This window comes from Actinokineospora terrae, from assembly GCF_900111175.1.
Classification (GTDB): domain Bacteria; phylum Actinomycetota; class Actinomycetes; order Mycobacteriales; family Pseudonocardiaceae; genus Actinokineospora; species Actinokineospora terrae.
The window spans coordinates 545411-570936 of the sequence record NZ_FOGI01000002.1 but is presented as its reverse complement, the minus strand read 5'-3'; the positions used below and the strand labels follow the sequence as shown (position 1 = coordinate 570936).

The following is a 25526-nucleotide window of genomic DNA, read 5'->3' as shown; positions in this document are numbered from 1 at the left end:
ATCGGTTCAGCCACGGATCAGCTCCCCGACCCGGGCGGTGGTGACCGAGCGCACCGCCGACCAGCACACGAGCGCCACCACCACCGCGGCCACCAGTGTCGTCGTCGAGACCAGCGGCACCAGGTTCGGCGCCGCCGCCACCGGGCGCAGCCACGGCGACGGGTCCAGCATCGGTGCCGACACGGCCGCGCAGACCGCGCCCGCCGCGCTGCCCGCCGCGACCGAGATGCCCGCCAGTGCCCCGAGTTCGGTGAGGTGGCTGGCGACCAGGGTCCGCTGCCGCAGGCCCATCCGGGTCGCCAGGGCCCCGGCCAGCGCGTTCTGCCTGCGCCGCACCTCCACCGCCAGGACCAGCGCGGCCGCGGCGACGATGGCCAGCACCATGCCCAGCGCGGTGACGAAGTCGAAGGTCCAGGTGACGGTCAGGAACGGCAGCCCGTCGAGCGCCAGGGCCTTGGACCGGGAGTGCAGGTGGTGGATCCCGGCCGCGTCCAGGTCGGCGACCAGTTCGGCGCTGGACCTGGACGACCAGACCTGCCACACGTCGATCTGCTCCGGGTCCGGCAGCGACGCCCGCGACACCACGTACCCGCGGCCGGTGCCGATCAGCGGGAACGACGCGACCTGCCCGACCGGGCGGACCGCGCCCACCCTGGGCAGCTCGGCCGGGGCGTCCGGTGTGGACCCGACCCGCAGCGCGCGGACCCCGGGACCGGCCAGTGTGGACAGCCGCGCGGCGACGTCGTCCGGGTCGCGGTCGCCGAGCCACGCCGAGCGGGTGAACGTCGCCGGGTCGACCGCCAGCACGATGCTCTGCCCGGTCTTGACCACGCCGACCACGGTGGCGTGCTGGGCCAGTGCGGGCGGCAGTCCGGCGATGGCGACCCGGCCGGGGATCTGCGCGGTCGACTCGGCGCCGACGAACAGCCCCGACTTGGTGTCCAGCGCCTCGCTCTGCGCGGCCGCCACCCCGACCCCCACGGTCAGCGTGCCCACCGCGAGCGTCCCGACCAGCAGGATCCCCACCGCGGAACCGGCGGCGGCCGACAGTCTGCGCAGCGCTAGGTGCACCGCTGGTGCCCGCCAGAGGTCAGCGCGGTGTGCGGCAGTGAGTGCCCACCGCGCCAGGCGGACGGTGACTAGAGCGACGGTCAGGACTACCAGCAACGGGAACGCCAACCCGACCGCGTCAGCGTTCTGCGGCAGCGGTTGTCCGAACTGGAGCTTCGTGGGCATGCTGTCCAGCCGTGCCCACGCGAGGTAGGCCAACCCGGCGGTGATGAGCTCCCACGGCACGAACCGCCACACCCGTGACGTGCGACGCGTACTACCTGCCTGGAACTCCCGGTGCGTCCGCGCCGCCGTCACCGCGCCTACGACCAGCAATGCGGCTACTAGGACGCTGGCCGCGACAAGAGCGGCGACACCGACTGTGCCGTCGGTCAGGGCTGTCGAGGGCGCGTACCAAGGCAGGGTCAACCGTGCCGCGAGCAAACCGGCTGCCGCGCCAAGGAGCAACGGCGCGGCCAACTCCAGCACCGCGCGCCAGCCAAGGGCTACCGGTCCCGCGCCGCGCGCCCACAGCAGTCGCAGTTCGGCGTGCCTGCGCTGCACCCACTGCACGGTCACCGCGCCGACCCCGGCCAACCCGACCAGCAGGCTGATGACCGTCAACGGCAGCACCGCGCCCAAGACCGTCGACTCGGCGGAGTGCGCGACCTCGACCGGTTTCGCGAAGTAGTTCGACGCGATCACCAGCCGCGCCTTGTCCCGCGCCCGCAACTGCGAGGTCACCCCGTCGACCACGGTCTTACCGCGTGCGACCAAGGCCGCGGCCTCGTCAGTGGTGGTGGGTGTCGGGGCAGGGAAGCGGACACTGACCGCGGCGGCGTTACCGCTCACGGGGCCCATAGAGGCGGTGAACGAGTCCAGAGTGGGGAACCAGACGACTGCGGCCGTGGCGCCCTCGGTGGCTAGAGGGTTCGGCATGATCCGCTGCTGCTCGGAGCACCAGTACGCGGGCACCGGGTCGCTGACGTCGGCGTAGATCGCGGTCACCGGCGGGAGCGTGCCGTTCAGCCCGCGGTCACCGATCTTGATCCCGGCGTCGTCGGCGACGCTGCGCGGCACCCACAGCCCGTCCCGGCTCCCGCCCTCGACCACCCGCAGGTTGTCCAGCGCGCCGTCGCGGTACCCGAACTGCGACCACGGGTGCGGCCCGTTGAAGTCCCACTGCCGCACCGGCGAGTACACCGCCCCGATGACGGTGCCGAACCCCGCCGCCCGCCCCTGCTCAGCCGAGATCCGCAGGACATCCCCTGCGTCGGCCACCGACACCCGGTTCCCATCCACCACCGGCGGCACCGTCTGCCCGCACAACCGCCCCGCCTGGTACGCGACCGCCGCCGACCCCGCCGAATCCGCGTGCAACACCGCCGCCGCCCCCACGAAACTGAGCAACAACGCCGCCACGAACGCAACCAACACCGTCAGCGGACTCGACACCGCCGCCCGCGGAGCCGCCCTCCAAGGCAACTGCATGGACCGGCACGCTACCGCCGCCCCCACCCCATCCCACCCACCGCGACCCATTCGAGATCCACCCCGGACAGTCCGTGTCCACCCGATCACGCAACGACGGAAACGTGGTGTTCCGCTGTGGATCACGGTGGGGCGCCTGCGTCGACGGCGAGCCGGGCAGCCTCGGCGGGAGTCCGGACGAACTGGTCGATCAGGTGCAATACCAGGAGTAGGGATTTTTGTAGTCGGTGTACCGCGCGGTGCTCGCTGGTCCGTACGTGCGCCTGCATGCCGCGTACATGTCGACCGAGCGCCAGGCAGCGGTGTCGTGGCCCCACTGGCACACCCAGCCGTGGGCGTTGTGGGTGCGGAGTTCCGCGTGCCACGGGGCGCTGTACTTCGCCACGCACCACCCGTTGATGTCGACCCCGCCGCCGTACTGCGCGGGCGGTGCGGCGGCCGCAGGTGACGCGGCCACCAGCGTCGCACCCACGCCCAACATGACCGCGGCCGTCGCGGCGGCCATCTTTCGTATGACGGTGAACCCAGTCTGGTTGGCCATCTCACCATCGTGCTGGGCTGCCGACGCGCCGTCAGCGCCTGCACGGGTCTCGATGTCGACCACGTTCGTGTGCCCCGAGGCTCTCGAGGTGACGTTCTGTCGAGGTACCGGTGTCCGCCGGAACGGCCAACACGCGTGCTGGTGCTGCCCTGGCGCCGACGCGGAAAGCGAAGGGGGCGGGCAGCCGTGTGGCCACCCGCCCCCTTCGTTGTCGCTCGGTTTAGAAGGGGCGCCTGCGGGGCGGCTCGGCGCGGTCGAGGTCGGTGATGCCGTCGGAGGCCTTCTCGGCGAAGGCCGGGGCGACGATGCCGTCGGAGGCTTTCCGGCGAGAGGCGGAGGCGGGCGTCTGCTGTCCGCGCTGTGGCGTCTACGGGTGGTCACTTTCCCGGGTGGGTGTCAATCACAGGCGCAGTGCGGTGAATGTGATGCGCCGACCGGGCTATCAGGTTGGGGGCGGGTTCCATCCCAGTCAGGTTTGGATCACACCCGTCCGCCAGCAGCCTGGCCCGCGCGCACGGTGGCGGACGGCATCCCGGGACCGGCGGACGGCACCGCTCACCTGCGCGAGTTGCCCCGGCGGGGCGGCAAGCAGCCGGGTGTCGGGTGTTCCCGAATGGACCCCTACAACCGTCGTGGGGCGATTGTCGGCGGCTTTCGGACAGCGGGGCCGGTGCGCAAGACTCTGCCATCCCTGCGGGCAGGGAACTGCCGCAGCAGAACACCGACCCCAAGGAGTATGGGCGTGCTCATCCGCACCAGACGGGCGCTCGCGGCGGGACTGGCGGTCGCCGCCGTGGTGGGGGTGGCCGTGGCGGCCTCCCCCGCGCAGGCGTCGCCCGCCACCGCCGTCAGCCAGAACGTCACCAGCGCCGACATCCTCGACCAGCTCAAGGCCGTGCCCGGTCTGACGGTCGTGTCGGAGTCGGCCACCCCGCCCGCGGGGTACCGGTTCTTCCTGCTGACGTTCAAGCAGCCGGTCGACCACCACAACCCGCGCGGCGCGACCTTCGAGCAGCGGTTCCAGTTGCTGCACAAGGACACCGCGCGGCCGGTCGTGCTGCACACCACCGGCTACAACATGTCGGTCAACGCGTTCCGCTCGGAGCCGACCCGGCTCATCGACGGCAACCAGATCTCGGTGGAGCAGCGGTTCTTCACCCCGTCGCGGCCCGCGAACGCGGACTGGGACGACCTGGACATCTGGCAGGCGGCGACCGACCACCACCGCATCGTCAGCGCCCTCAAGCGCGTCTACGCCGCCAAGTGGATCTCCACCGGGGCCAGCAAGGGCGGCATGACCTCGATCTACCACCGCCGCTTCTACCCCGACGACGTCGCCGGTGTCGTCGCCTACGTCGCCCCCAACGACGCGGTCAACGACTCCGACCGCGCCTACGACCGGTTCTTCCAGACCGTGGGCAACGACCCGGCCTGCCGCGCGAAGCTCGACGACGTGCAGAAGGAGGCCCTGAAGCGGCGCACCGCGCTGGTGGCGAAGTACCAGGCCGCCGCGACCGCCGCCGGGTGGACGTTCACCGGGGTGCTCGGGTCGATCGACAAGGCCTACGAGATGACCGTCCTGGACACCGTGTGGGCGTTCTGGCAGTACTCGACCCAGGCCGACTGCGCGACCGTCCCGGCCAAGACCGCGACCGACGACCAGCTGTACGCGTTCATCGACGCCACCGCCGGGTTCGCCTTCTACGCCGACCAGGGCATCACCCCGTACGCGCCGTACTACTACCAGGCCGCCACCCAGCTCGGCTGGCCGCAGCCCAAGTTCGAGCACCTGCGCGGCCTGACCAAGTACCCGAACCTGTACCAGGCGAACTCCAGCCTCCCGCCGGACCTGCGCCGCCGCTACGACTCCCGGCCGATGCTCGACGTCGACCGCTGGGTCCGCACCCGCGGCTCGGAACTGCTGTTCGTCTACGGCGCCAACGACCCGTGGGGCGCCGAGCAGTTCGTCCCCAGCCGCCGCGACTCGCACCTCTACATCGCCCCGGGCGCCAACCACGGCGCCAACATCGCCGCCCTCGCCCCGGCCGACCAGACCGCCGCCACCGCGACCCTGCGCCGCTGGGCCAACGTCACCGCCCCGGCCTTCGCCGAGAAGGCCTCCGACGGCATCACCGACCTCGACCGCGCCGAGCCGCCCCGCAGGCGCCCCTTCTAAACCGAGCGACAACGAAGGGGGCGGGTGGCCACACGGCTGCCCGCCCCCTTCGCTTGCCGCAGCCCCCTGGCTGCGGCTGACCAATAGCCCGCCGAGCGTCGTCCACGCCCGGCCCGAGGTCGCCGCGACTTCACGCCGGTCAGGTGAGACGACCCCGGTGCGGTGCGTGGTCGGCAGTAAGCACCGCAGCGGCGTATCGGTGGCCTATGGCGTGCCGGCGGGGTCCTCGCCGAATCACTGCCCACCCGTCCGTTCGGGCACGTCGACACCGAGCGAGTGCTGCCATGGGCGCCGTGTCCGTGGCGCGTTCGAGCAGGTCCGCGGGCGCCACCGGCTCGACTGCGCGAGCCGCGCCGTTTCGGATCACATGACGAGGAAGCAGGGCGGGTGGCCACACGGGCTGGGCGACAGGGACCTGCAGGCGGCTCGTGAGTAGCCGCTGCGTGGGGGAGGGGATCGGCGGTCGCCCAGGTGGCCCTCGCTCACTTGGGCGACCGCCGGGGTTCAGCCCTCGTAGGTCGGGTGGTCTCGCCAGTGCTGTTGGCCGGTGGTGGGGAGGCTGCTGATCGGGTCGTAGTACGGGTAGCGGCGGCTGAGGATGGCGGCGGCGTCCTCGGTTTCGGAGCGTTCGGTGCCCGCGCGGTAGTTCTTGGTCCAGTAGGAGACGCCGAGTTCGCGGTCGTACTCGGCGAGTTGGTGGACCCAGCGCTTTCCGACGTACGGGACGTCGCAGATGATGCGGGGGGTGGCGTATCCGGGGAGGTAGCCCATGATCGCGTGCTGGAGCTCCTGGGCCTCCCACACCGCGACCCGCCAGTGCTCGGCGTTGGGGATCATGTCGCACATGTAGAAGTAGTAGGGCAGCACGTTCGCCTCGCCCTGCAGCGCGAAGCACAGGTCGAGCAGCGCCTCCGGGGTCGCGTTGACGCCCCGCATCAGCACGCCCTGGTTGCGCACGTCGCGCACCCCGACCTCCAGCGCCGTCCGCGCCGCCTCGGCGACCAGCGGGGTCACCGACTGGGCGTGGTTGACGTGGGTGTGGATGGCCAGGTTCACCCCGCGCCGCGCGGCCGTGCGGGCGACCCGCTCCAGACCCTCGACCACCGACGGCTGCAACCAGTGCTGCGGCAGCCCCGCCAGCGCCTTGGTCGCCAGCCGGATGTCGCGCACCGTCTCGATGTCGAGCAGCCGCATCAGGAACGACTCCAGCTGCTTCCACGGCACGTTCGCCACGTCGCCGCCGGAGACCACCACGTCGCGCACACCCGGGGTGCGGCGCAGGTACTCGATCATCTGGTCCTGCCGGTCGACCGGCTTGAGGGCCAGCTTGTGCTTGTCGACCTGCGGGGTGGAGTTGCCGACCAGGTCCATCCGGGTGCAGTGCCCGCAGTACTGGGGGCAGGTGGACAGCAGCTCGGCGAGCACCTTGGTCGGGTAGCGGTGGGTCAGCCCCTCGACCACCCACATCTCGGCCTCGTGCAGCGAGTCGCGGGCCGAGTGCGGGTGGCTCGGCCACTCCGGGTCGCGGTCGGAGCGCACGGGCAGCATGTAGCGGCGGATCGGGTCGGCGAAGAACGCCTCGGTGAACTCGGCCGCCTCCGCCGTGGGTGCCATGGTGTTGAGCATCTGCGGGGGCAGCAGCATCGACATGGTGGCCAGCTGCTCCTGGTCGGCCAGCAGCTCGGCGTAGAACGACTCGGCGAGCAGGTCGCCGACGACCTTGCGCAGCTGCCGCTCGTTCTTGACGCAGTTCACCCGCTGCCACTGCGCGTCCCGCCACTGCGCCTCGGTGACCCCCGACCAGCCGGGGAAGCGCCGCCAGTCCGGTTCCACCAGCTCGCGCCGGACGTACTCGTAGGGCTGGTGGGCGCCGTCGCGCACCGCGGCGGACACGGTCGTGTCCGCCTGCCGCAAGTCCCGCAACGCAGTCATATGTACTCCTAGCCGCTAGGGTGGCGTGAAGATATGCTGCCAGAGCGCTAGTGCTCCGTAAAATCTACAGCACTTTCGCCGCCATGCGGTCACTGACATGACGTCACACGGAGGGCTCGGGATGAACGCACAGGTCGCACGGGTCGGCTCGCCGTTCGGGCTGCACCGGGTGGTCGAGCCCGCCGGGGTGCTGCCGCAGCAGGCGCACCGGCTCGACCCCGACCCCGAGCCGTACGCCGACGAGGTCGTCATCGACGTCGACCGGCTCAACCTCGACGCGGCCTCTTACCGGCAGCTCCGCGAGCAGCACGGCACCGGTGACGCCGTCCGCGCCGCCGTGCTGGGGATCGTCGCCGAGCGCGGCAAGATGCAGAATCCGGTCACCGGGTCCGGCGGCATGCTCCTGGGCACGGTCTCCGCTGTCGGCCCTGACTCGCCGTTGGCGCTAGAGGTCGGCGACCGGATCGCGACTCTCGTCTCGCTTACCCTGACCCCGCTGCGGATCACGGACGGCCTCGCCGACTGGGACGGGCTAAGCGAGCAGGTCCCGTGTCGGGGGACCGCGGTGCTGTTCGGCCGCTCTATCGCCGCCGTGCTGCCCGACGACCTGCCGGACGGCATCGCCCTGTCCGTGATGGACGTCTGCGGCGCCCCCGCGTTGACCGACCGCGTCGTCCGCGAGGCGGGCGTGGGCGCGTCCGTGCTGGTGCTCGGCGGTGGCGGCAAGTCCGGGTCGCTGTCGCTGGCCGCCGCCCGCCGCGCCGGGGCCACCCGCGTGGTCGCGCTCGTCCCCACGGTCGCCGAGGCGGACGCCGTGCGCGCGGCCGGGCTGGCCGACGAGGTCGTCGTCGCCGACGCCCGCGACCCGCTCGCCGTGCACGCCGCGATCGGCACCCCGGTCGACGTCACCGTCGTCTGCGTGGACGTGCCCGGCTGCGAGCACGGCGCGATCATGGCGACCGCGGACGGCGGCACGGTCGTGTTCTTCTCCATGGCCACCTCGTTCCCCGCCGCCGCGCTCGGCGCCGAGGGGCTCGCCGCGGACGTCCGGATGCTCGTCGGCAACGGGTACGTGCCCGGTCACGCCGCCTTCGCGCTCGACCTGCTGCGCGCCGAGCCCGGGGTGCGCGCGCTGTTCGCCGCCCGCGAGACTCAGTGACCGTGACGACTTCCAGCACCCTCTACACCGGGGGCCGCGTGCACTCCCCGGCCGACCCGTCCGCCACCGCGATCGCCGTGCGCGACGGCGTCGTCGTGTGGCTAGGCCAGGACTCGGTGGGCCGCGCACTGCACGGTGACGGCGAAGTGGTCGACCTCGACGGTGCCTTCGTCGCGCCCGCGTTCGTCGACGCCCACGTGCACGCCACCTCCGCCGGGCTGCTGCGCGTCGGCCTCGACCTGACCGGCGCCAGGACCCTCGCCGAGTGCCTGGCCATGGTCGCCGCGCACGTCCGGGCGAGCGGGCACCCGCTGGTGTGGGGGCACGGCTGGGACGAGACGACCTGGCCGGAGAACCGCCCGCCGACCCGCGCCGAGGTCGACGAGGCCGCCGGGTCCGCCGCGGTCTACCTGTCCCGGGTGGACGTCCACTCCGCCCTGGTGTCGACCGCCCTGCTCGACCGCGCCCCCGGCGCCCGCGGCGCCGACGGCTACCACCCGGACGGCCCGCTGACCCGCGACGCCCACCACCGCGCCCGCCGCGCCGCCCAGGACGCCATCACCCCCGCGCAGCGCGACGAGGCCCAACTCGAGTTCCTCCGGCACGCCGCCGCCCAGGGCACCGCGTGCGTCCACGAGTGCGCGGGCCCCGACATCTCCGGCGCCGACGACCTGACCGCGCTGCTGGCCCGCGCGGGTGGCGACCTGCCGGAGGTCGTCGGGTACTGGGGCGAGATCGGGCCCGCTGACCTGGCCGTCCGGCACCGCGTCCGGGGCTTGGCGGGCGACCTGTTCGTCGATGGCGCGCTCGGGTCCCGTACGGCGGCGTTGTGTGCCTCTTACGCTGACGCCGACACCAGCGGCGCGCTGTACCTCGACGCCGCGGCCATCGCCGAGCACCTGGTGGTGTGCACCGAGGCCGGGATCCAGGCCGGGTTCCACGTCATCGGCGACGCCGCGACCGCCGAGGTGGTCGCCGGGTTCGCGCTGGCGGAGAAGCGGGTCGGCCTGCTTGAGCTGGCCGGGGCGCGGCACCGGCTCGAACACCTGGAGATGGTCACCCCGGACCAGGCCAGGCAACTGGGCCAGTGGGGCGTCGTCGCCTCCGTCCAACCGCAGTTCGACGCCACGTGGGGCGGACCGGACGGCATGTACGCCACCCGGCTCGGGGTTGAGCGCGGCACCTCGCTCAACCCGTACTCGCTGCTCGCCGCCGCCGGTGTCGTCCTCGCCCTCGGCTCCGACGCCCCGGTCACCAGGGTCGACCCCTGGTCCACCGTCCGCGCCGCCGTCAACCACCGCACCGACGGCTCCGGCCTCTCCCCCCGAGCCGCCTTCACCGCCCACACCCGAGGCGGCTGGCGCGCCGCAGGCATCGACGACGGCCTCACCGGCACCCTCGTCCCCGGAGCCCCCGCCACCTTCGCCGTGTGGGACGCCCCGGAACTCGTAGTAGCCGTCCCCGACGACCGGGTCCGCCGCTGGTCCACCGACCCCCGCTCCCGAGTCCCCGGCCTCCCCCCAATGGCCCCCGAGACCCCCACCCCCACCTGCCTACGCACCGTCCTGCGCGGCCACACCATCTACGACCACGAGGTGCCCCCACATGCCACCTCCTGACGCGGTGATCAGTTCGCGCATCGACTCCGACAACGACAGCACGACCCGCGAGGGGAGTCCACGTGCCGCTTCTTGACCTGGATCCGGCGGTGGTCGCCACCGCGCGCCGGCTGGCGGCCAAGGCGGCCGCGCCGGTGGTGGAGATCGCTCGCTCGCACACCACGGTCTCCGTCGAGCGCGCCACGTTGCGGCTCGCGGGGATCACCGGGGCGGACAGCACCCATCGCGCGGGTGACGTGCCGTGGGTCAACCGGGTTGTCGACACCGTTGCCGAGCACTGTGGTCTGCAAGACGGCGTGTGCGGGCCGGTGTTCCACGCCCTGGCCGAGCACGACCTGGGCAGTCTGACCGAGCTCGCCGAGGCCACCGCCGCGGGGCAGGTCACCTTCCGGGTGCCGACCGGCAAGGACGCCACCCGCGCCGACAAGGCCGCCCGGGCCGCCGTCGCCAAGGGGCTGCGGACCGTCGACCGCAACCGCGCCCAGCGCGACAAGCTGGTCGCCAAGCTCGGGGACCCGCCGCGCCGTCCGTGGATCTACCTCATCGTGGCGACCGGGGACATCGACGAGGACGTGGTGCAGGCCGCCAACGCCGCCAGGGCGGGGGCCGACATCATCGCGGTGATCCGGTCCACCGGGCAGTCCCTGCTGGACTACGTGCCCGAGGGCGCCACCCACCACGGGTTCGCTGGCACCTACGCCACCCAGGAGAACTTCCGGATCATGCGGGCCGCCATGGACGAGGTGTCCAGGGAGGTCGGCCGGTACGTGCGGGTCACCAACTACGCCTCCGGCCTGTGCATGCCCGAGATCGCCGTCCTCGCCGGACTGCAGCGGCTGGACATGATGCTCAACGACTCCATGTACGGCATCCTCTTCCGCGACATCAACCCCATCCGCACCTTCGTCGACCAGCGGTTCTCCCGCCAGGTGCACGCCCGCGCGGGCATCATCATCAACACCGGCGAGGACAACTACCTCACCACCGCCGACGCCGTCGACGCCGCGCACACCGTCACCGTCTCGCAGCTGCTCAACGAGCACTTCGCGCACGAGGCCGGGCTGCCCGACGAGCTGCTCGGCCTCGGCCACGCCTTCGAGATCAACCCCAAGGTCCCCGAGTCGTTCCGGCTGGAACTGGCGCACGCGCTGCTGGCCCGCGAGCTGTTCCCGGACGCCCCGCTCAAGTGGATGCCGCCGACCAAGCACATGACCGGCGACGTGTTCAACGGCTACCTGCTCGACGGGTTCTTCAACCTCGCGGGCGCGCTCACCGGCCAGTCGATCCTGCTGGTCGGGATGATGACCGAGGCCGTGGTCACCCCGTTCCTGTCCGACCGCGACCTCGCCCTGGCCAACGTCCGCTACGTGCTCGACGCCGCCGGGGGACTGGCCGAGGACTTCCGGCCCGCCCCGGACGGGCTGATCGTCAAGCGCGCCCACCAGGTGCTCGGCGAGGCCGTCGACCTGCTCGGCCGGATCGTCGACGACGGGCTGCTCACCGCCATCGCCAGCGGCACCTTCGGCCTGATGAAGCGCCCACCGGACCAGGGCAGGGGCGTCGCGGGCGTGGTCGCCAAGGCCGACGGCTACCGCAACCCGGCCACCGACCTGCTCGACGAGGGGGCGACCAAGTGACCACCACCCGGCCCGCACCAGCCGACGCCAGTGCCTCTGACACCGCGGCCACCGACACGGCAGCCACGAACACCGCGGCCACCGACACCAAGCGCTACGTCCGCCCCTATGGCGACACCAGCGGCGACGGCATGGTGCAGACCTCGTTCACCCTGCCCGTCCCGCACGGCCCCCGCGCCGAGGGTGCCGCGCTGCTGCTCGCGGCCAAGATGGGCATGGAACCGGCCATGGTCGTGCACTCCCACGCCATCGGCCCCGACTTCACCTTCTTCGTCGTCTACGGCTCGGTGCGGCACATCATCGACCTGACCGAGGTCGAGGTCGTCGAGCGCGAGTACCCGCTGCTGCCGCCCAGCGAGGTCAACACCGTGATCAAGCGGGCGCTGCGGCGCAAGATGGTCGTGGTCGGCGCCTGCATCGGCACCGACGCGCACACCGTGGGCATCGACGCGATCCTCAACATCAAGGGCTTCGCGGGGGAGAAGGGCCTGGAGTACTACCGGGAGCTGCGGGTGGTCAACCTCGGCGCCCAGGTCAGCGTGCCCGACCTGGTGAAGCGGGCGCGCGCGGAGAAGGCGGACGCGGTGCTGGTGTCGCAGGTCGTCACCCAGCGCGACGCGCACATCCTCAACACCCAGGAGATGTCGGCGGCTTTCCGCGAGGCCATGGGCGGCCGCCGCCCGCTGCTCATCGCCGGTGGCCCCAGGTTCGACCCGCGGATGGCCGGTGACCTGGGCGTCGACCGCGTGTTCAGCCGTGGCACCACCCCGGGCGAGGTCGCCAGCTACCTCGTCCACGCCATCAACCAGCGCAAGGAGCAGCCCGCATGAGCCCCGAGCCCGGCCTGAGCGTCACCCACCGGCGCTACGTGCCGCACGCCCACGCCCACTACGGCGGCAGCCTGGTCGACGGCGCCTACGCGCTGGGCCTGTTCGGCGACGTCGCCACCGAGCTGTGCGTGCGGACCGACGGCGACGAGGGCCTGTTCGCCGGGTACGAGCAGGTCGAGTTCCTGGCGCCGCTGCGCGCGGGCGACGTGGTCGAGGCGACCGCGACCCTCGTGCGGGTCGGCACCCGGTCGCGGGGCGTGGAGTTCGAGGCGCGCGTGGTGTGCCGGGCCGCCCCGGAGCGTGGACCGTCCGCGGCCGACGTGCTGGAACCGCCTGTGGTCATCACCCGCGCAAGGGGCACGGTCGTGGTCCCACCAGCGGGGATCGAGTAGTCGTTTCGCTGCGCCGAGTGAGTGATGTTGCCTGTTGTTACTCCGTTCGGCGGACGCCTGGCTTGCGCCGGTCGGCCCTTCGCTGATAACAACCGGAACCAGGTGTGAACAACGCTGTCGGGGTGTTGACCTGGGTTCCCCGCGGCCGTCGACGACGGAGGACCATGCCGGAGGAGCTCGTCGAGGTGCGGCAGGTCCTCGACCACACGCCGGAGCAGGTCTGGGAGGTCCTCGGCGACCCCGCGCTCTACCCGCGGTTCGTCCGCGAGATCGCCTGCGCCGAGCGCGAGCAGGCCCAGTCCGGCAAGCCCCGCTACCGGGTGCGGTTCAGCGTCGCCGGCGGCGAACCGGTGCACGACCGGGTCGAGGTCCTGGTGAACCGGCCCGGCGAGCACCTGGTGCTGGTCGGACCGGGCTGGGCGGGCGGGCACCTGTCCATCCGGCTCGAACCCGCCGCGGGCCGGACCATGGTCGAGGTCGTGCTGTCGCTGCCCGAGGACCTCACCGCGGGCACCGCGATGACCAACGCCTGGCTGCGCAAGCGCGTTCGCAAGGGCCTCACCCGCGTCGACGACCACCTCTCCGGCCGGGCCATCACCAGCTCGCCGACCCGCATCGACCAGACCTCCCGCGGCCAGTCCGCGCTCACCGTCGCCCGCACCCTCGCCAGGGCCGGGGTGCTCAACCCGGGCAGACCGGACCGGGTGATGCGGCAGCTGGGCGCGCTGGCCCGCTGGGGCGCCACCCTGGTCGGCGGGTACCAGGCGGCGTCGGCGCGGGTGCCCGACGCGGTGGCGCTGGTCGACGAGCGCGGCAAGCTGACCTTCGACGAGATCGACCGCAGGACCACCCGGCTGGCCAACGGCCTGGCCAGGCACGGTGTCCGGGCCGGGCGCCGGGTCGCGCTGATGTGCCGCAACCACGCCGGTCTGGTCGAGATGACCATCGCCTGCGGCAAGCTCGGCGCGGACGTGCTGCTGCTCAACACCGGCCTGTCCGCCGACCAGGTCGCCGACCTGGTCGAGGCGCACCGACCGGTCGCGCTGGCCGCCGACGACGAGTTCGCGCCGCTGTTCCACAACCTGCCCGCGTCGCTGCCGTGGATCTCCACCTGGTCGGCCGCGCCGGGTGAGCTGACCCTCGACGCCGTCATCGCCGCCGCGCCCGCGACCCCGATCCGCCCGCCGGAGCAGGCAGGCAAGATCATCGTGCTGACCTCGGGCACCACCGGCACCCCCAAGGGCGCCCGCCGCCGCAACCCGCCCGGCCTCGGGTCGGCCGCCTCGGTGCTGTCGCGGATACCGCTGCGCGCGGGGGAGCGGATGCTCGTGGCCGCGCCGCTGTTCCACACCTGGGGTCTGGCCGCGGTCCAGCTGGGGATGCCGCTGCACGCGTCGCTGGTGCTGCAGCGCCGGTTCGACGCCGAGGCGACCCTCGCCGCCATCGCCGAGCTCAGGTGCACCGCGCTGATCGCCGTGCCGGTCATGCTGCAGCGGATCATGGCGCTGCCCGAGCGGACCAGGGCCCGCTACGACACGTCCAGCCTGCGCGTGGTCGCCTCCAGCGGGTCGGCGCTGTCGCGGCAGCTGGTGACGTCCTTCATGGACTCCTACGGCGACGTCCTCTACAACCTGTACGGCTCGACCGAGGTGTCCTGGGCCAGCATCGCCGACCCCACCGACCTGCGCGCCGCCCCGACCACCGCGGGCCGCTGCCCGGTGGGCACCAGGGTCGGGATACTCGACGCGGAGGGCGTGCCGGTCGCACCGGGCGCGGTCGGGCGGATCTGCGTGGGCAACGAGATGCTGTTCGAGGGCTACACCAACGGCACCAGCACGGAGATGCACGACGACCTGATGGTCACCGGCGACCGCGGCTACCTCGACGCCGACGGCAGGCTCTTCGTCTCCGGCCGCGACGACGACATGATCATCTCCGGCGGCGAGAACGTCTTCCCCCGCCCCGTGGAGGAGTTGCTACTGGGCCTGGACGCCGTGGCCGACGCCGCCGTCGTCGGCGTCCCCGACCGCGAATACGGCCAACGCTTCGCCGCCTACATCGCCCTCAAACCCGGCACCCACCTAGCCGCCACCGCCATCCGCGACTACGTCCACGACCACCTAGAACGCCCCTCAGTCCCCCGCGACGTCATCTTCATCCCCCGCGTCCCCCGCAACGCCACGGGCAAAGTCGTCAAACGCCTCCTCGCCGATCAGGACTAGCTGATCGACGCTGGATTCTGAGGAGTTAGTCGAGTCGCGAGGTCGATAAAGGGCGACCATGCGGATACAGGCACGGTGACGATGGCATTTCGCCTGTTCAAGGACGAGCGAATGCGAATCAATTCGCGATCGGTGGCAACCTCAATGCAGTTGCCCCCGTTCACGTCGCTGGTCGAACTTTTAGCCCAACGCCTACCATTGTCGTCGACTTCAACCACGGTGGGCTTGTTTGCTGAGGCCATGCGCGAACTCCCTCCATGGCGGGAGTCCGCGCATGGCGGTGCCACCCGGGCCCCCGACTGAGCCGTACGTGGTGAAGGTTAGGTCTCCTGGGCGCTTGTGAGCTAGGGCCGACAGGGCTAACCCGATCACCGGTGTTGACAAATACGCGACAACCGGTGACCTGAGGTGGGTTCTGACGCGCTACACCAGGGTGTTCTTCCCTTCCCATTTGTCCAATGAAACGGCCATGTGCTCTAGTTCGGCGAACGCTTCGACGTACTCGCTGATCCGATTGACGTCCCGGCGGATTATCGAGTCCCGGAGTGGGCCCTGGAGCAAGACGACCGAGTCCACGTCGTCCTCCGCGTATCCCACGGGTGTCTCGAGCACCGTGTAGGACCCTTGCATGGCCTGGTGGGAGCCCGCACTGAACGGAATCACCGAGATCGAGATGTTGGGTCGGTCGTTCAACTCGAACAGCCTGCGGTACTGCGCCGACATGATCTCCGGCGAACCCAGGACCCTGCGCAAGGCGGACTCGTCCAGGATGTAGACGAACTCCCGACTCTCGTCATCCAGGATTTGCTGCCTGCGCAAGCGGATCTTGATGGTCTGCTCGATCCAGGCCGGATCGCCCGGGTAACTCGAGATGACCGCTCGAACGACATCCTCGGTCTGCAACATGCCTGGCACGATGTGCCCCTGGTACTGCCGGATCAGCGTCGCCACGTCCTCCAGTTCGATCAGCTGGATGAGTGCCGAGGGGACGTCCTTGGTGTGCTTCTCCCACCAGCGGCTCTCGGTGCGCTTGCGGGCGAGGTCGAGCAGGTCGTCGACGACCTGTCGATCCGAGATTCCGTAGTGGTGTAGCAGCGCGCGCAGATCGGTGATCGACACCCCGACCGCGCCCTGCTCAATTCTGACCACTTTGGACAGCGACCACTCGAGCGCGTCCGCCACTTGCCGTTGGGAGAATCCCGCATTGGTGCGGGCATGGCGGAGTTCGAGACGGAGTTTGCGCTGTTGGGGTCTCGAGCCCCGGATGTCGGACACGTGCGACCTCCCAAAACGACGCCCGACATGTCATGCTGCTACATGTCGAACCTAAGCAAGCTCTCCGACGTAAGTCGAAGAGCATGCCATCCATCGGCTGATGGCGCAAAGCTATCGTACGTCGGCTTGGTCGCTTGGTGAGGGGCAGTTTTTCAGCCTGTCGTGTGTAAGGAGTGGCCGGATGTGTGCTGCTGCCGAAGACTCCGGGGAAACCTGGTCGCGCGTCCGCCGGGTCTGTGTCGTGCTCCGGACCCGCACGGATCTCAGCCGGGTGCTCGACGTGCTGCGCGCCATTGACGGCGATGACCGGCTGGCCATTTTCTGGACCGTCAACGAGGGTTCCCAGTTCGGCGGAAAGTTGCGCGATCCGTTAGCGCTGTTGGATGTGCGGCTGATTGACTGGGAGCTCGCCCGTACCATGGAGTTCAACCTGGTGATCGCGGCGCACACCGATGACGCGCTCGGCGACCTTCTCGGCCCGGTCGCCACCATGGCCCATGGAACCGGCTACAACCGTCGCGTTTTGTACCGGACGCTCGACCTCGACGCTCCGGTCGGGTTGTCCACCGCGGAACTCGTGCGCGATGGTGTCATCGTCGCGGCGGCGATCGGGCTGTCCTGCGAGTCTCAGGTGGAGCAGCTCTGCCGGGCGAACCCGAGCGCGGTCCCGTACGCGTTCCAGATGGGGGACCCCACCTGGGACAGGATGTTGGCCAACCTGGGGTCGCGTGAACGGTTCCGCCGCCGCCTCGGTGTGACGCCAGGCCAGAAGCTGGTGGGGATCTCCTCGACCTGGGGGCGCGACTCGACCCTCGGGTACGACCACCGGCTGGTGAACCGTGTCCTGGCGGCGCTACCGCACGACGAGTACCGAGTCGTGTTGATCTTGCATCCCAATGTGTGGACGCTGCACTCCGGCTTCTCGGTGCGGGGGCTGCTCAGCGCCGCGTCCGAGGCGGGTTTGATCACGGTCATGCCGACCTCCGACTGGCCTGCCGCGCTGATCGCCACCGACGCGTTCATCGGTGACCACGGCTCGGTGTCCGTGTACGCCGCCGCGCTCGGTCGACCATTTCTGTTCGCGGGTAGGGGAGATGACGAACTGGTGAAGGGTTCGACCACGCTGGACTTCGTCCGAGCCGCTCGCCCGCTCGATCCCGCTGTGGACCTGCGCGACCAGATCGTTGACGTCATGGCGACCTACGCGGACTCCGGGGTCACCCAGGTCGCCAGGCAGGCGATGGGCAACTCCGGTGAATCCCTGCGGCTGCTCCAGGTGCGCTTCTACGAACTCATGGCGCTCGACCCGCCCGCCCAGGTCCCGCACCCGCGGCGCTACGCCCCGCTGGAGGTCGAACGGGACGAGCGCGGGGTGACCTCCTTCCTCTCCCGGATGTCGCTCACCATCGGACCCGACTGCGCGGTCACGGTGTCGGTCGAGCGATACCCCGCGGCCCTGGCTGAGCACCACCGGCCCGTGGACGACGACAGGGCACCTGTGTTGGTCGTGGACGAGCACGAGTCCAACCGGGACCTCAGGAACACGGCGGAGGTCCGGGTGCGCAGTGACGACAACGACGCGGACACGGTGTGGGCGTGGATCGCTCGCACCGTGCGCGACTCGCAGTGCTTCCTCGCCGCCGGTGTCCACGAATCGCGGCTGCTCGTGGGGACTCGACTGGGTGCGAAGTGGGAGGTCCGGCGTACCGGGGGCGCGCCCATCGACTCTGCCGCCGTTGCCGCGGCCGTCTACCACCTCGCGGTCGAGCCGGGCTGCGTGATGACCGCGCTGGAGGTCCAGGTCGGCGTCGCGCGCTCGACCCTCGCGATCACCCGGGTGTCGGCCAACGCGCACTCGCCTTGACCCAGCGCACTCGCCTTGGTTCGGGTGCGATCACTGCTCGGTGTGGTACCCCGGCTCGGTCGTGTCGGTGAGCGAGGCCAACCGCTCGGCGACCGCGGTCGACTGGGGCGCGTCCGGACCCAGCACCGCGACCAACCGCCCCAGCGCCTCGATCTCCTTGGCCCGCAGGCCGCGGTCCCGTGCCGTCGCCGCCGCGCGTTCGAGGTAGGGCTGCGCGGACTCGGGCAGACCCAGTTCCTGGTAGGCGGCGCCGAACACGATGTCCACCCTGGCGGAGGTGGTGTCGTCGCCCAACTCCTCGGTGATGCGGGCGGCCCGGTCGAGCAACTCGATGGCCCGCAGCGGCTCCCGCGCTCGGACCAGGACGTCCGCCAAGTGGTAGAGCTGCAGCGCGGTCCCGCGGTCGTCGGCCACCTGCTCGTTGATCAGCAGGGACTCCTCGAACTCGGCCGCCGCGCCCGGGAAGTCGCCGCGCTCACGGCGGACCACCCCGCGCGACTCCCGCACGACCGCCACCGCGCGCGGCTCGTCCGACCGCCGCGCCGCGACCAGCGCCAGCTCCAGTTGCCCGTCCGCCTGGTCGAACTCGCGCAGCTCCACGTACGCGCGCGCCAACTGGTTGCGCATCCGCGTCTCGGCGACGTCGTCGCGCAGGATCAACGCGGCCCGGATGCCCGCGAGGTGCGCTTCGATCCAGTCCGTGTAGTACTTCAGGCCGTGGTAGAGCGGCCACAGCGCCTCGCAGAGCGCCAACACCGTGCCTGCGTCGCCCCGGTCGTCCGCGGTGCGGACCGTCTCGAGCAGGTTCTGCCGCTCGGTCTCCCACCAGTCGACCGCGGTCGACGGGGTGAACTCCGGCCCGCCCCAGTCGGCGGTGGCGTGGTCGCAGGACCGCCAGCGCGCGACGCCCATCATGGCCAGGTCGGCCGCGCGCGCCCCGGCCAGGTACCAGGACGTGATCCGGTCGAGGATGGTGTCCAGCTCCGCCCTGGGCTCGTCCTGGTCGGCGACGGCTCGCGCGTGCAGCCGCACCAGGTCGTGGAAGCGGAACCGGTGCGGGCGGACGCCCTCGACGAGGTTGGCCTCGAAGAGGTGGTCGAGCGCGTCGGCGGTGTCGGTCTCGGAGAACCCGGAGACCGTCGCCGCTGCCGCGACGCTGAACTCGGCGCCCGGGTGCAGCCCGAGCCTGCGGTAGAGCGTGCGCAGCCGGGGCTGGAGGTTGTCGACGGTCGTGTCGAACACGTGTCGCACGGTGTGTCCTCCCACGGCTAGGCGGCGGAGCCGGTGCTTCTCGTCGGACAGGTACTCGCGGAGCCTGCGCACGGGCCACCTGGTGGCCTCGTTCAACCTGGCCCCCGCGATGCGCAACGCCAGGGGGAGGCCGCCGCAGAGGTCGATCAGCGCGCCGACCTCCTCGCGGGGCAGTGCCACGCGGACCTCGGCGGGGACCTGGTCGACGAGCAGGCGGTAGCTGGCGTCGGTGTCGAGCGGCCGCAGCGCGAGCGGGCTCGCGCCCTCGACCAGCAGCCCGCTGAGCCGGTGCTGGCTGGTCACCAGCACGACGCTGTCGGGTGATCCGGGCACGAACGGTCTGACCTGTGCCGCCTGGTCGGCGTTGTCGAGCACCACCAGTACCGGCGCGTCCGATGTCTTGGTGCGGAACAACGCGGCACGGCTCGCGAGGTCGGGCGGGATGTGCTGCTCGTGCACCCCGAGCGCCCGGAGGAACCCGCCCATCACCTCGACCGTCGCGACAGCGCCACGACCGCGGTGCTGCGAGAGGTCGCTGAACAGTTGGCCGCCGGTGAAGCGCGACCGGTTGGACCACGCCCACTGCGTGGTGACCGCCGTCTTGCCGACCCCGCTCATGCCGCTCACCACCAGCACGCTCGGCCGGTGTGCCCGCCCGGTCGGGTTCGCGGCCCGGTCGAGCACGGCCAGTTCGCGCTCGCGCGCCAGCACCTCGCAGATCGGCGCGGGCACCTGCCGGGGCGGCAGCGCCCGGTCGACCGCGTCCGACATGCCGACCACCAGCAGGTCGACCCGGTCGGCTTGCACCAGGGTGCCGAAGACGGACCCGGGGAGTTGGTTGGTCGAGTGGCCCAGCGCGCGGGGATGTCGTGGGCGGCGCGCCCCGCCCGCGGGGTCGAGCGGCTCGATGGACATCGAAGTTCCCCCGGACGGGTCGGGTTCCTCCAGATGGAGAATCCAGTCTCTCAGCTGATCTCCGGAAATGCCAGGCTACCGGCAGCGACACCCCGAGATGGCGGCAATGACCGACGCCGGCGGGTATGCGGCAAGAGGCAAAAGGTTGACACAGCCGCGCTGTTGTCGGGTGCTCGATCCGATCTGCCGTCGGACCTGGACCGATCCGGTCACCAACCGTGTCCTGGGTTGCTCCAACCAGGAGGTGTATCGCTCAAGTCCGGCCCAGGCGGGCGCGCCCCATCCGTCTGTTGTGGACATCGAGCCGCGCTGCCAGGAGAGAGGTGGACCTGCATTGATTTCTTATTTATTGACTATTTTGATGGGAATCGGAACTCGGTCCGGTAAATGTCGCCGGGTGGGGCGGCGGACGGCAATCGGGACGCCGAGGTCGAGGCGGTGGACGGCGCGGCAGAGAGGTGGTATCTGTTAGATATATCTGACAGAGAGGGTGGCTGTGGCGCGGAGGAGTCAGACGGAGGTGGCGGTGTTGGGGGCGTTGAGCGTGGCGCCGATGACGGGGTATGCGGTGCGGGAGGCGATCAGGGATGTGCTGGGGCACTTCTGGAGCGAGAGCTTCGGGCAGATCTACCCGACCCTGGCCGCGTTGGAGGGGCGGGGGCTTGTGCGGCGGGAGGACCGGGCGGCGCCGTATGAGTTGACCGGGGCGGGGCGGGTGAGGTTGCGGGAGTTGTTGGCCGAGCCGGTGCAGCGGGTGCCGCCGCGCAACGGGTTGATGTTGCGGTTGTTCTTCGGTCGGCAGCTCGGGCCGGACGCGTGCCGGGAGCTGCTGCTGGAGGCCAAGGCCGATGCCGAGCAGCAGCTGGCCGGTTTCGCCGCGCTGAAGGCCACCGTCGCCGCGGAGGGCGGGCCGGACACCCCGTACTCGCTGATCACCATCTCCGCTGGCGAGCACACCGCCCGAGCCGCCCTGACCTGGGCCGAGGAATCCCTCGCCGCCCTACCCGAACCCGTGACCACCCCAACCGAGACTGATCTGCCCGGAGGAGAGCAATGATCCGCAAGAGATCCACCGTCGCCGCTGCCGCGCTGTGTGGGGTGGTGTCGGCGTTTCAGTTCGCCTTGGCCGCTGGTGCGCCGCTCGGTCGGGCTGCCTGGGGTGGCACGGCTGCCGAACTGTCCACCGGCCTTCGGGTGGCCAGTGGTGTCGCCGTGGTTCTGTGGGCGTTCGCGGCGTTGGTGCTGCTGCGCCGTGGGGGGCTGATCACCCAGCTGCCCGAGCAGGTCGCGCGTAAGGGCAGCTGGGTGGTCGTAGCTCTGCTGGCCGCGGGCGCCCTGATGAATGCGGCGTCCAGTAGCCCGTGGGAGCGCTATGGCTGGGCGCCGTTCATCCTGGTGCACCTGGTGCTGAGCATCCGGGTGGCGACGAGTCCGGTGGGTCAGAGGACGGCGTAGGCGCGGACCGGGAATGTGCCGAAGTCGACCACCGGCGGCGGGACCGCGTGGAAGCGGAACCCGGAGGCGGGCAGTTGCTCCAGGCCGCGCAGGTGTTCGACGACCGGGATGCCCGCGGCCAGCAGGGTGGTGTGCACCGGCCGGTGCGGGCCGTCGGTGGCGTCGATGTTGAGGCTGTCGATGCCGACCAGCGCGGCGCCCTGCGAGACCAGCCAGTCGGCGGCGTCGGCGGTCAGGTGCGGGTGGTCGCGGAAGTACGCGTCGGTGCCCCAGTTGGCGTCGAAGCCGGTGTGGACCAGCACGGCCTTGCCCGTCACGTCGAACGGCAGCAGGGCCGCCCTGTCGACCGCGCGCCGACCGTCCCCGGCGACCCGGACCACGACCGCGTCCAAGTCGGCCAACCGCTCCAGTGGCAGCCCCGCGAGGTCGGTGCCGTTCTGGTAGCGGTGGAACGGGCTGTCCACGTAGGTGCCGGTGTTCGCGACCAGCGTGATCCGGCCGATGTTGAACTCGGTCCCCGGCCCGTAGACCGACCGGGACGCCTCGCGGCTGAGGTGGTCGCTGATCTCCGGACCCGGCACCCCAGGATAGGTGATCATGCCCTCGCGGATCGGGTGGCTCAGGTCGACCAGCCGCGCGGCCGGGCGGGCCACCTCGACGCCGCGGGAGCCCTTGTGCGGTTCGGCGATCATCCGCCGGTTCGCGACCGCCACCTCGCCGACCATCAGCAGCCCGAGGTGGCGCACCAGCGACTCGCCGGTCTCGGCGTCGGACAGCTCGGGACCGGGGGAGTCCAGCCGGAACCCTTGCACGCTCAGCGAGCCGCCATTGCGGAAAGTCACCTCGGCGTCGAACTCGACGCGCCATTGCTCTGTCACGGTCAAGACCGTAGCGCCCTCACCCTCTACTTGAGACTGGGTTATCCCGGACCCTAACCCTCGACTAGACGTTGAGTCTTACCCCTGACCTGCGCGGTGTCCCCTCACCAAGGCCTCAGGTGGGTGCCCGTACGCTGACCGCGTGGTCGCCCCCGCCATCTCACCCGAGCCAGAGGTCACCGGCTCCGCCGCCCGGCCGAGAGCCTGGGTCGCGGCGCGCGCGCTCGCCGCCCTCGGCGCGGGCGCGCTGGTGTACCTCAGCTTCCCGCCGCGCACCCTGTGGTGGCTGGCCCCGGTCGGGTTCGCCGTGCTCGGGTGGCTGCTGCACGGGCGCCGCCCGCGGGCAGCCCTGGGCTACGGCTTCCTGTTCGGGATGGGCCTCATGACGCCGCTGCTGGCCTGGACCGGGATCTTCGTCGGCGCCGTCGCGTGGCTGCCGCTCAGCGCCTTGGAGGCGCTGCTGGTCGGCGTGCCGTGCATGGCGATCCCACTGGTCACGCGGTTACGCGGCGGCCTCGTCCTCGCGGCGCTCGTCTGGGTCGCGGGGGAGTACCTGCGGTCGCTGTTCCCGTTCGGCGGGTTCCCGTGGGCCAAGATCGCGTTCAGCCAGCCGGAAGGCCCCTTCCTGCACCTCGCCGCGTTGGGCGGGACCCCGCTGGTCGCCTTCGCCGTCGCCCTCGCCGGTCTCGGACTCGGTGACCTGGCCCGCCGCGCCGCCGCCCGCGAGACCGCGCCCCGGCTGCTCGCCGTGCCCGCACTCGCCGTGATCATCCCGCTGGCCGCCGCGGTCGCCACCGGCCCGCTGGTCGGCACCGACGCCGACGCGGGCGAGGTGACCGTCGCCGCCGTCCAGGGCAACGTGCCGCGCGCGGGCCTCGACTTCAACGCCCAGCGCCGCGCCGTGCTCGACAACCACGTCCGGCGCACCGAGCAGCTCGCGGCCGACGTCCGCTCCGGTGCCGCCGCCCAGCCCGACCTGGTCATCTGGCCGGAGAACGCCTCCGACATCGACCCGCTGCGCAACCGCGACGCCTACCAGCTCATCGACAAGGCGGCCAAGGACATCGGCGTGCCCATCGCGCTGGGCGCCGTGGTCATCGGCGACGACAAGCTCCCGCGCAACACGGTGATCCTCTGGGACCCCCAGCGCGGCCCCGTCGACACCTACACCAAGCGCCAGTTGCAGCCCTTCGGCGAGACCATGCCGATGCGCTCGTTCTTCCGGCTCTTCAGCAGCGCCGTCGACCGCGCGGGCAACTTCGTGCCCGGCGACAAGGCCACCGTGTTCGCCATGGACGACGCCAGGGTCGCCCTGGTCACCTGCTACGAGGTGGCCTTCGACGGCGTCGTGCGCGACTCGGTGCGCAACGGCTCGAACCTGCTCGCGGTACCGACCAACAACGCCACGTTCGGCCGCAGCGAGATGACCTACCAGCAGCTGGCGATGGACCGGGTCCGCGCCGTGGAGCACGGCCGCGCGGTGGTCGTCGCGGCCACCAGCGGGGTGTCGGCGATCGTGCGGCCGGACGGCTCGGTGAGCAAGAGCACCGACCTGTTCACCCCTGCCGCGCTGGTCGAGCGCGTGCCGCTGCGGACGGCCACTACCATTGCGGACCGATTGGGTGCCTGGCCCGAACGGGTCATGGTCGCCATCGCGCTCGCCGCGCTGGTCGTGGCCGTGGCGCGGGCCAGACGCGACCAGGTGAAGTGACGGGGAGAGGAAACGCATGGATCAGCCGCAGGGCCAAGGGCAGCTGCAACCGGTGCTGGTGGTGATCCCGACCTACAACGAGCGGGAGAACCTGGAGCCGATCGTGCGCCGCCTGCACGCGGTGCTGCCCGACGCCCACGTGCTGGTGGTCGACGACGGCAGCCCGGACGGCACCGGTGACCTCGCCGACGAGCTCTCCGCCGCCGACAGCCGCGTCCACGTGCTGCACCGCACCGAGAAGGCGGGCCTCGGCGCCGCCTACATCGCGGGCTTCGGCTGGGCGCTGGAGCGCGACTACGCCGTCATCGTCGAGATGGACGCCGACGGCTCGCACGCCCCGGAGGACCTGCCGCGCCTGCTGGCCGCGCTGCCCGACGCCGACCTGGTGCTCGGCTCGCGCTACGTCCCCGGCGGCAAGGTCGTCAACTGGCCGTGGCACCGCGAGTTCCTCTCCAAGGGCGGCAACCTCTACGCCCGCCTCGCCCTGGGCGCCAAGCCCAAGGACATCACCGGCGGGTTCCGCGCGTTCCGCCGCGAGGTCCTGGAGAAGCTCAAGCTGCACACCGTCGCCTCCCAGGGCTACTGCTTCCAGATCGACCTGGCCTGGCGCACCATCGAGGCGGGCTTCACCGTCGTCGAGGTCCCCATCACCTTCGCCGAGCGCGAGCGCGGCGAGTCCAAGATGAGCGGCAACATCGTCCGCGAGGCCTACATCCGCGTCACGAAGTGGGGCCTGCGCCGCCGCGGGTCGCAGCTCAAGTCCCTGTTCGTCCGCAAGGGCTAGTCCACGGTCCCCACCGGCACGCGCCCCGACTCGGGGTGCGTCACAGCCCTGCCCTGATGACGCCGCGCCTTGTGGAGGCGCTCGCGCCGGGGTGGGCTGTGTTCGGTGCGCGCCGACCAGGGCGTTGACCTGCGGAAACGGGGTGTGTCGCGCGGTGTGTCCGCCGCGTCGCGCAGAGCAGCCCCAGATACACAGCCTTCCACTACGGGCCGACATCGGCGGCCGGGAGTGCGCGTGCCTGTGGATGGGCCGGTCGTTGTGGACGACGTCGTGCGCACCCGTGGCCGGTGGTGCCCGTCCAGGGATAGGGGACGGCCGCCCGGTGGGGGGTACCGGGCGGCCGT

General features: G+C 71.3%; 19 protein-coding genes. 12 read left to right on the top strand and 7 right to left on the bottom strand.

Annotated elements, in window-relative coordinates; all coding sequences use genetic code 11:
• Nucleotides 1-6: 6 nt before the first annotated feature.
• Both BMY07_RS05770 and BMY07_RS05765 read right to left on the bottom strand, forming a co-directional pair.
• Nucleotides 7-2541 carry an ABC transporter permease gene (locus BMY07_RS05770; protein ID WP_143073377.1) on the bottom strand — a complete coding sequence of 845 codons (2535 nt, stop codon included), beginning with the start codon at nucleotides 2539-2541 and terminating at the stop codon, nucleotides 7-9.
• Nucleotides 2542-2731: 190 nt separating this feature from the next.
• Nucleotides 2732-3082 (bottom strand): hypothetical protein, encoded by a 351-nt coding sequence (locus BMY07_RS05765; RefSeq protein ID WP_143073376.1) that lies wholly within the window; start codon nucleotides 3080-3082, stop codon nucleotides 2732-2734.
• A 742-nt stretch (nucleotides 3083-3824) separates the two neighbouring features.
• Here BMY07_RS05765 and BMY07_RS05760 point away from each other — a divergent pair.
• The gene (locus BMY07_RS05760; RefSeq protein ID WP_245782227.1) at nucleotides 3825-5258 is read left to right on the top strand and encodes a S28 family serine protease; all 1434 of its coding nucleotides are present in this window, start codon (nucleotides 3825-3827) and stop codon (nucleotides 5256-5258) included.
• A 504-nt stretch (nucleotides 5259-5762) separates the two neighbouring features.
• Here BMY07_RS05760 and BMY07_RS05755 read toward each other — a convergent pair.
• A complete protein-coding gene (locus BMY07_RS05755) occupies nucleotides 5763-7190 on the bottom strand; it encodes a KamA family radical SAM protein (protein ID WP_245782226.1) in 1428 nt (475 codons plus the stop codon).
• 121 nt (nucleotides 7191-7311) lie between these two features.
• Here BMY07_RS05755 and kdd point away from each other — a divergent pair, with 121 nt between their 5' ends.
• The 6 genes from kdd (at nucleotide 7312) to BMY07_RS05725 (ending at nucleotide 15049) form a co-directional block, all read left to right on the top strand.
• Complete coding sequence (gene kdd, locus BMY07_RS05750) at nucleotides 7312-8349, top strand: L-erythro-3,5-diaminohexanoate dehydrogenase (RefSeq protein WP_092775377.1); 1038 nt, start codon at nucleotides 7312-7314, stop codon at nucleotides 8347-8349.
• Between the two features lie 2 nt (nucleotides 8350-8351).
• A complete protein-coding gene (locus tag BMY07_RS05745; RefSeq protein WP_092775472.1) occupies nucleotides 8352-9968 on the top strand; it encodes an amidohydrolase in 1617 nt (538 codons plus the stop codon).
• A gap of 62 nt (nucleotides 9969-10030) precedes the next feature.
• Nucleotides 10031-11605 (top strand): lysine 5,6-aminomutase subunit alpha, encoded by a 1575-nt coding sequence (kamD, locus tag BMY07_RS05740; RefSeq protein WP_092775376.1) that lies wholly within the window; start codon nucleotides 10031-10033, stop codon nucleotides 11603-11605.
• Nucleotides 11602-12435, top strand: a complete 834-nt coding sequence (gene kamE / locus BMY07_RS05735) for a lysine 5,6-aminomutase subunit beta (RefSeq protein ID WP_281245037.1) — start codon at nucleotides 11602-11604, stop codon at nucleotides 12433-12435. The genes kamD and kamE overlap by 4 nt, the downstream gene beginning before the upstream one ends.
• Nucleotides 12432-12827, top strand: a complete 396-nt coding sequence (gene kal, locus BMY07_RS05730) for a 3-aminobutyryl-CoA ammonia lyase (protein ID WP_092775375.1) — start codon at nucleotides 12432-12434, stop codon at nucleotides 12825-12827. Before kamE ends, kal begins: the two co-directional genes overlap by 4 nt.
• A gap of 164 nt (nucleotides 12828-12991) precedes the next feature.
• Nucleotides 12992-15049: an AMP-binding protein gene (locus BMY07_RS05725; RefSeq protein ID WP_092775374.1), complete on the top strand. Its 2058-nt coding sequence runs from the start codon at nucleotides 12992-12994 to the stop codon at nucleotides 15047-15049.
• Here the strand turns inward: BMY07_RS05725 and BMY07_RS36145 are convergent.
• Together BMY07_RS36145 and BMY07_RS05715 are read right to left on the bottom strand one after the other, a co-directional pair.
• The gene (locus tag BMY07_RS36145) at nucleotides 15046-15291 is read right to left on the bottom strand and encodes a DUF397 domain-containing protein (RefSeq protein WP_092775373.1); all 246 of its coding nucleotides are present in this window, start codon (nucleotides 15289-15291) and stop codon (nucleotides 15046-15048) included. The genes BMY07_RS05725 and BMY07_RS36145 overlap by 4 nt on opposite strands.
• A gap of 181 nt (nucleotides 15292-15472) precedes the next feature.
• The gene (locus BMY07_RS05715) at nucleotides 15473-16324 is read right to left on the bottom strand and encodes a helix-turn-helix domain-containing protein (RefSeq protein WP_092775372.1); all 852 of its coding nucleotides are present in this window, start codon (nucleotides 16322-16324) and stop codon (nucleotides 15473-15475) included.
• A gap of 241 nt (nucleotides 16325-16565) precedes the next feature.
• Between BMY07_RS05715 and BMY07_RS05710 the strand changes: the two genes are divergently transcribed.
• Nucleotides 16566-18188: a hypothetical protein gene (locus BMY07_RS05710; RefSeq protein ID WP_092775371.1), complete on the top strand. Its 1623-nt coding sequence runs from the start codon at nucleotides 16566-16568 to the stop codon at nucleotides 18186-18188.
• Nucleotides 18189-18218: 30 nt separating this feature from the next.
• Here the strand turns inward: BMY07_RS05710 and BMY07_RS05705 are convergent, their stop codons facing one another.
• On the bottom strand, nucleotides 18219-20354 hold the full coding sequence (locus BMY07_RS05705; RefSeq protein WP_092775370.1) for a tetratricopeptide repeat protein: 2136 nt from the start codon (nucleotides 20352-20354) through the stop codon (nucleotides 18219-18221).
• Between the two features lie 520 nt (nucleotides 20355-20874).
• Here BMY07_RS05705 and BMY07_RS05700 point away from each other — a divergent pair.
• On the top strand, nucleotides 20875-21411 hold the full coding sequence (locus BMY07_RS05700; protein WP_245782225.1) for a PadR family transcriptional regulator: 537 nt from the start codon (nucleotides 20875-20877) through the stop codon (nucleotides 21409-21411).
• On the top strand, nucleotides 21408-21809 hold the full coding sequence (locus BMY07_RS05695) for a hypothetical protein (protein WP_092775369.1): 402 nt from the start codon (nucleotides 21408-21410) through the stop codon (nucleotides 21807-21809). The genes BMY07_RS05700 and BMY07_RS05695 overlap by 4 nt, the downstream gene beginning before the upstream one ends.
• On the opposite strand, the gene BMY07_RS05690 is transcribed toward BMY07_RS05695, so the two are convergent.
• Nucleotides 21794-22687: a cyclase family protein gene (locus BMY07_RS05690; protein ID WP_092775469.1), complete on the bottom strand. Its 894-nt coding sequence runs from the start codon at nucleotides 22685-22687 to the stop codon at nucleotides 21794-21796. The genes BMY07_RS05695 and BMY07_RS05690 overlap by 16 nt on opposite strands.
• A 142-nt stretch (nucleotides 22688-22829) precedes the next feature.
• Between BMY07_RS05690 and lnt the strand changes: the two genes are divergently transcribed.
• A complete protein-coding gene (gene lnt / locus BMY07_RS05685) occupies nucleotides 22830-24398 on the top strand; it encodes an apolipoprotein N-acyltransferase (RefSeq protein WP_092775368.1) in 1569 nt (522 codons plus the stop codon).
• Between the two features lie 16 nt (nucleotides 24399-24414).
• The gene (locus BMY07_RS05680) at nucleotides 24415-25182 is read left to right on the top strand and encodes a polyprenol monophosphomannose synthase (protein WP_092775367.1); all 768 of its coding nucleotides are present in this window, start codon (nucleotides 24415-24417) and stop codon (nucleotides 25180-25182) included.
• The last annotated feature ends 344 nt before the right edge of the window (nucleotides 25183-25526 follow it).

Bases quoted from the DNA above. Each gene is read 5' to 3' on its own strand.
- BMY07_RS05770 (WP_143073377.1), bottom strand. From the start codon at position 2,541: ATGCAGTTGCCTTGGAGGGCGGCTCCGCGGGCGGCGGTGTCGAGTCCG.
- BMY07_RS05765 (WP_143073376.1), bottom strand. From the start codon at position 3,082: ATGGCCAACCAGACTGGGTTCACCGTCATACGAAAGATGGCCGCCGCG.
- BMY07_RS05755 (WP_245782226.1), bottom strand. From the start codon at position 7,190: ATGACTGCGTTGCGGGACTTGCGGCAGGCGGACACGACCGTGTCCGCC.
- kdd (WP_092775377.1), top strand. From the start codon at position 7,312: ATGAACGCACAGGTCGCACGGGTCGGCTCGCCGTTCGGGCTGCACCGG.
- kal (WP_092775375.1), top strand. From the start codon at position 12,432: ATGAGCCCCGAGCCCGGCCTGAGCGTCACCCACCGGCGCTACGTGCCG.
- BMY07_RS05725 (WP_092775374.1), top strand. From the start codon at position 12,992: ATGCCGGAGGAGCTCGTCGAGGTGCGGCAGGTCCTCGACCACACGCCG.
- BMY07_RS36145 (WP_092775373.1), bottom strand. From the start codon at position 15,291: ATGGCCTCAGCAAACAAGCCCACCGTGGTTGAAGTCGACGACAATGGT.
- BMY07_RS05705 (WP_092775370.1), bottom strand. From the start codon at position 20,354: ATGTCCATCGAGCCGCTCGACCCCGCGGGCGGGGCGCGCCGCCCACGA.
- BMY07_RS05695 (WP_092775369.1), top strand. From the start codon at position 21,408: ATGATCCGCAAGAGATCCACCGTCGCCGCTGCCGCGCTGTGTGGGGTG.
- BMY07_RS05680 (WP_092775367.1), top strand. From the start codon at position 24,415: ATGGATCAGCCGCAGGGCCAAGGGCAGCTGCAACCGGTGCTGGTGGTG.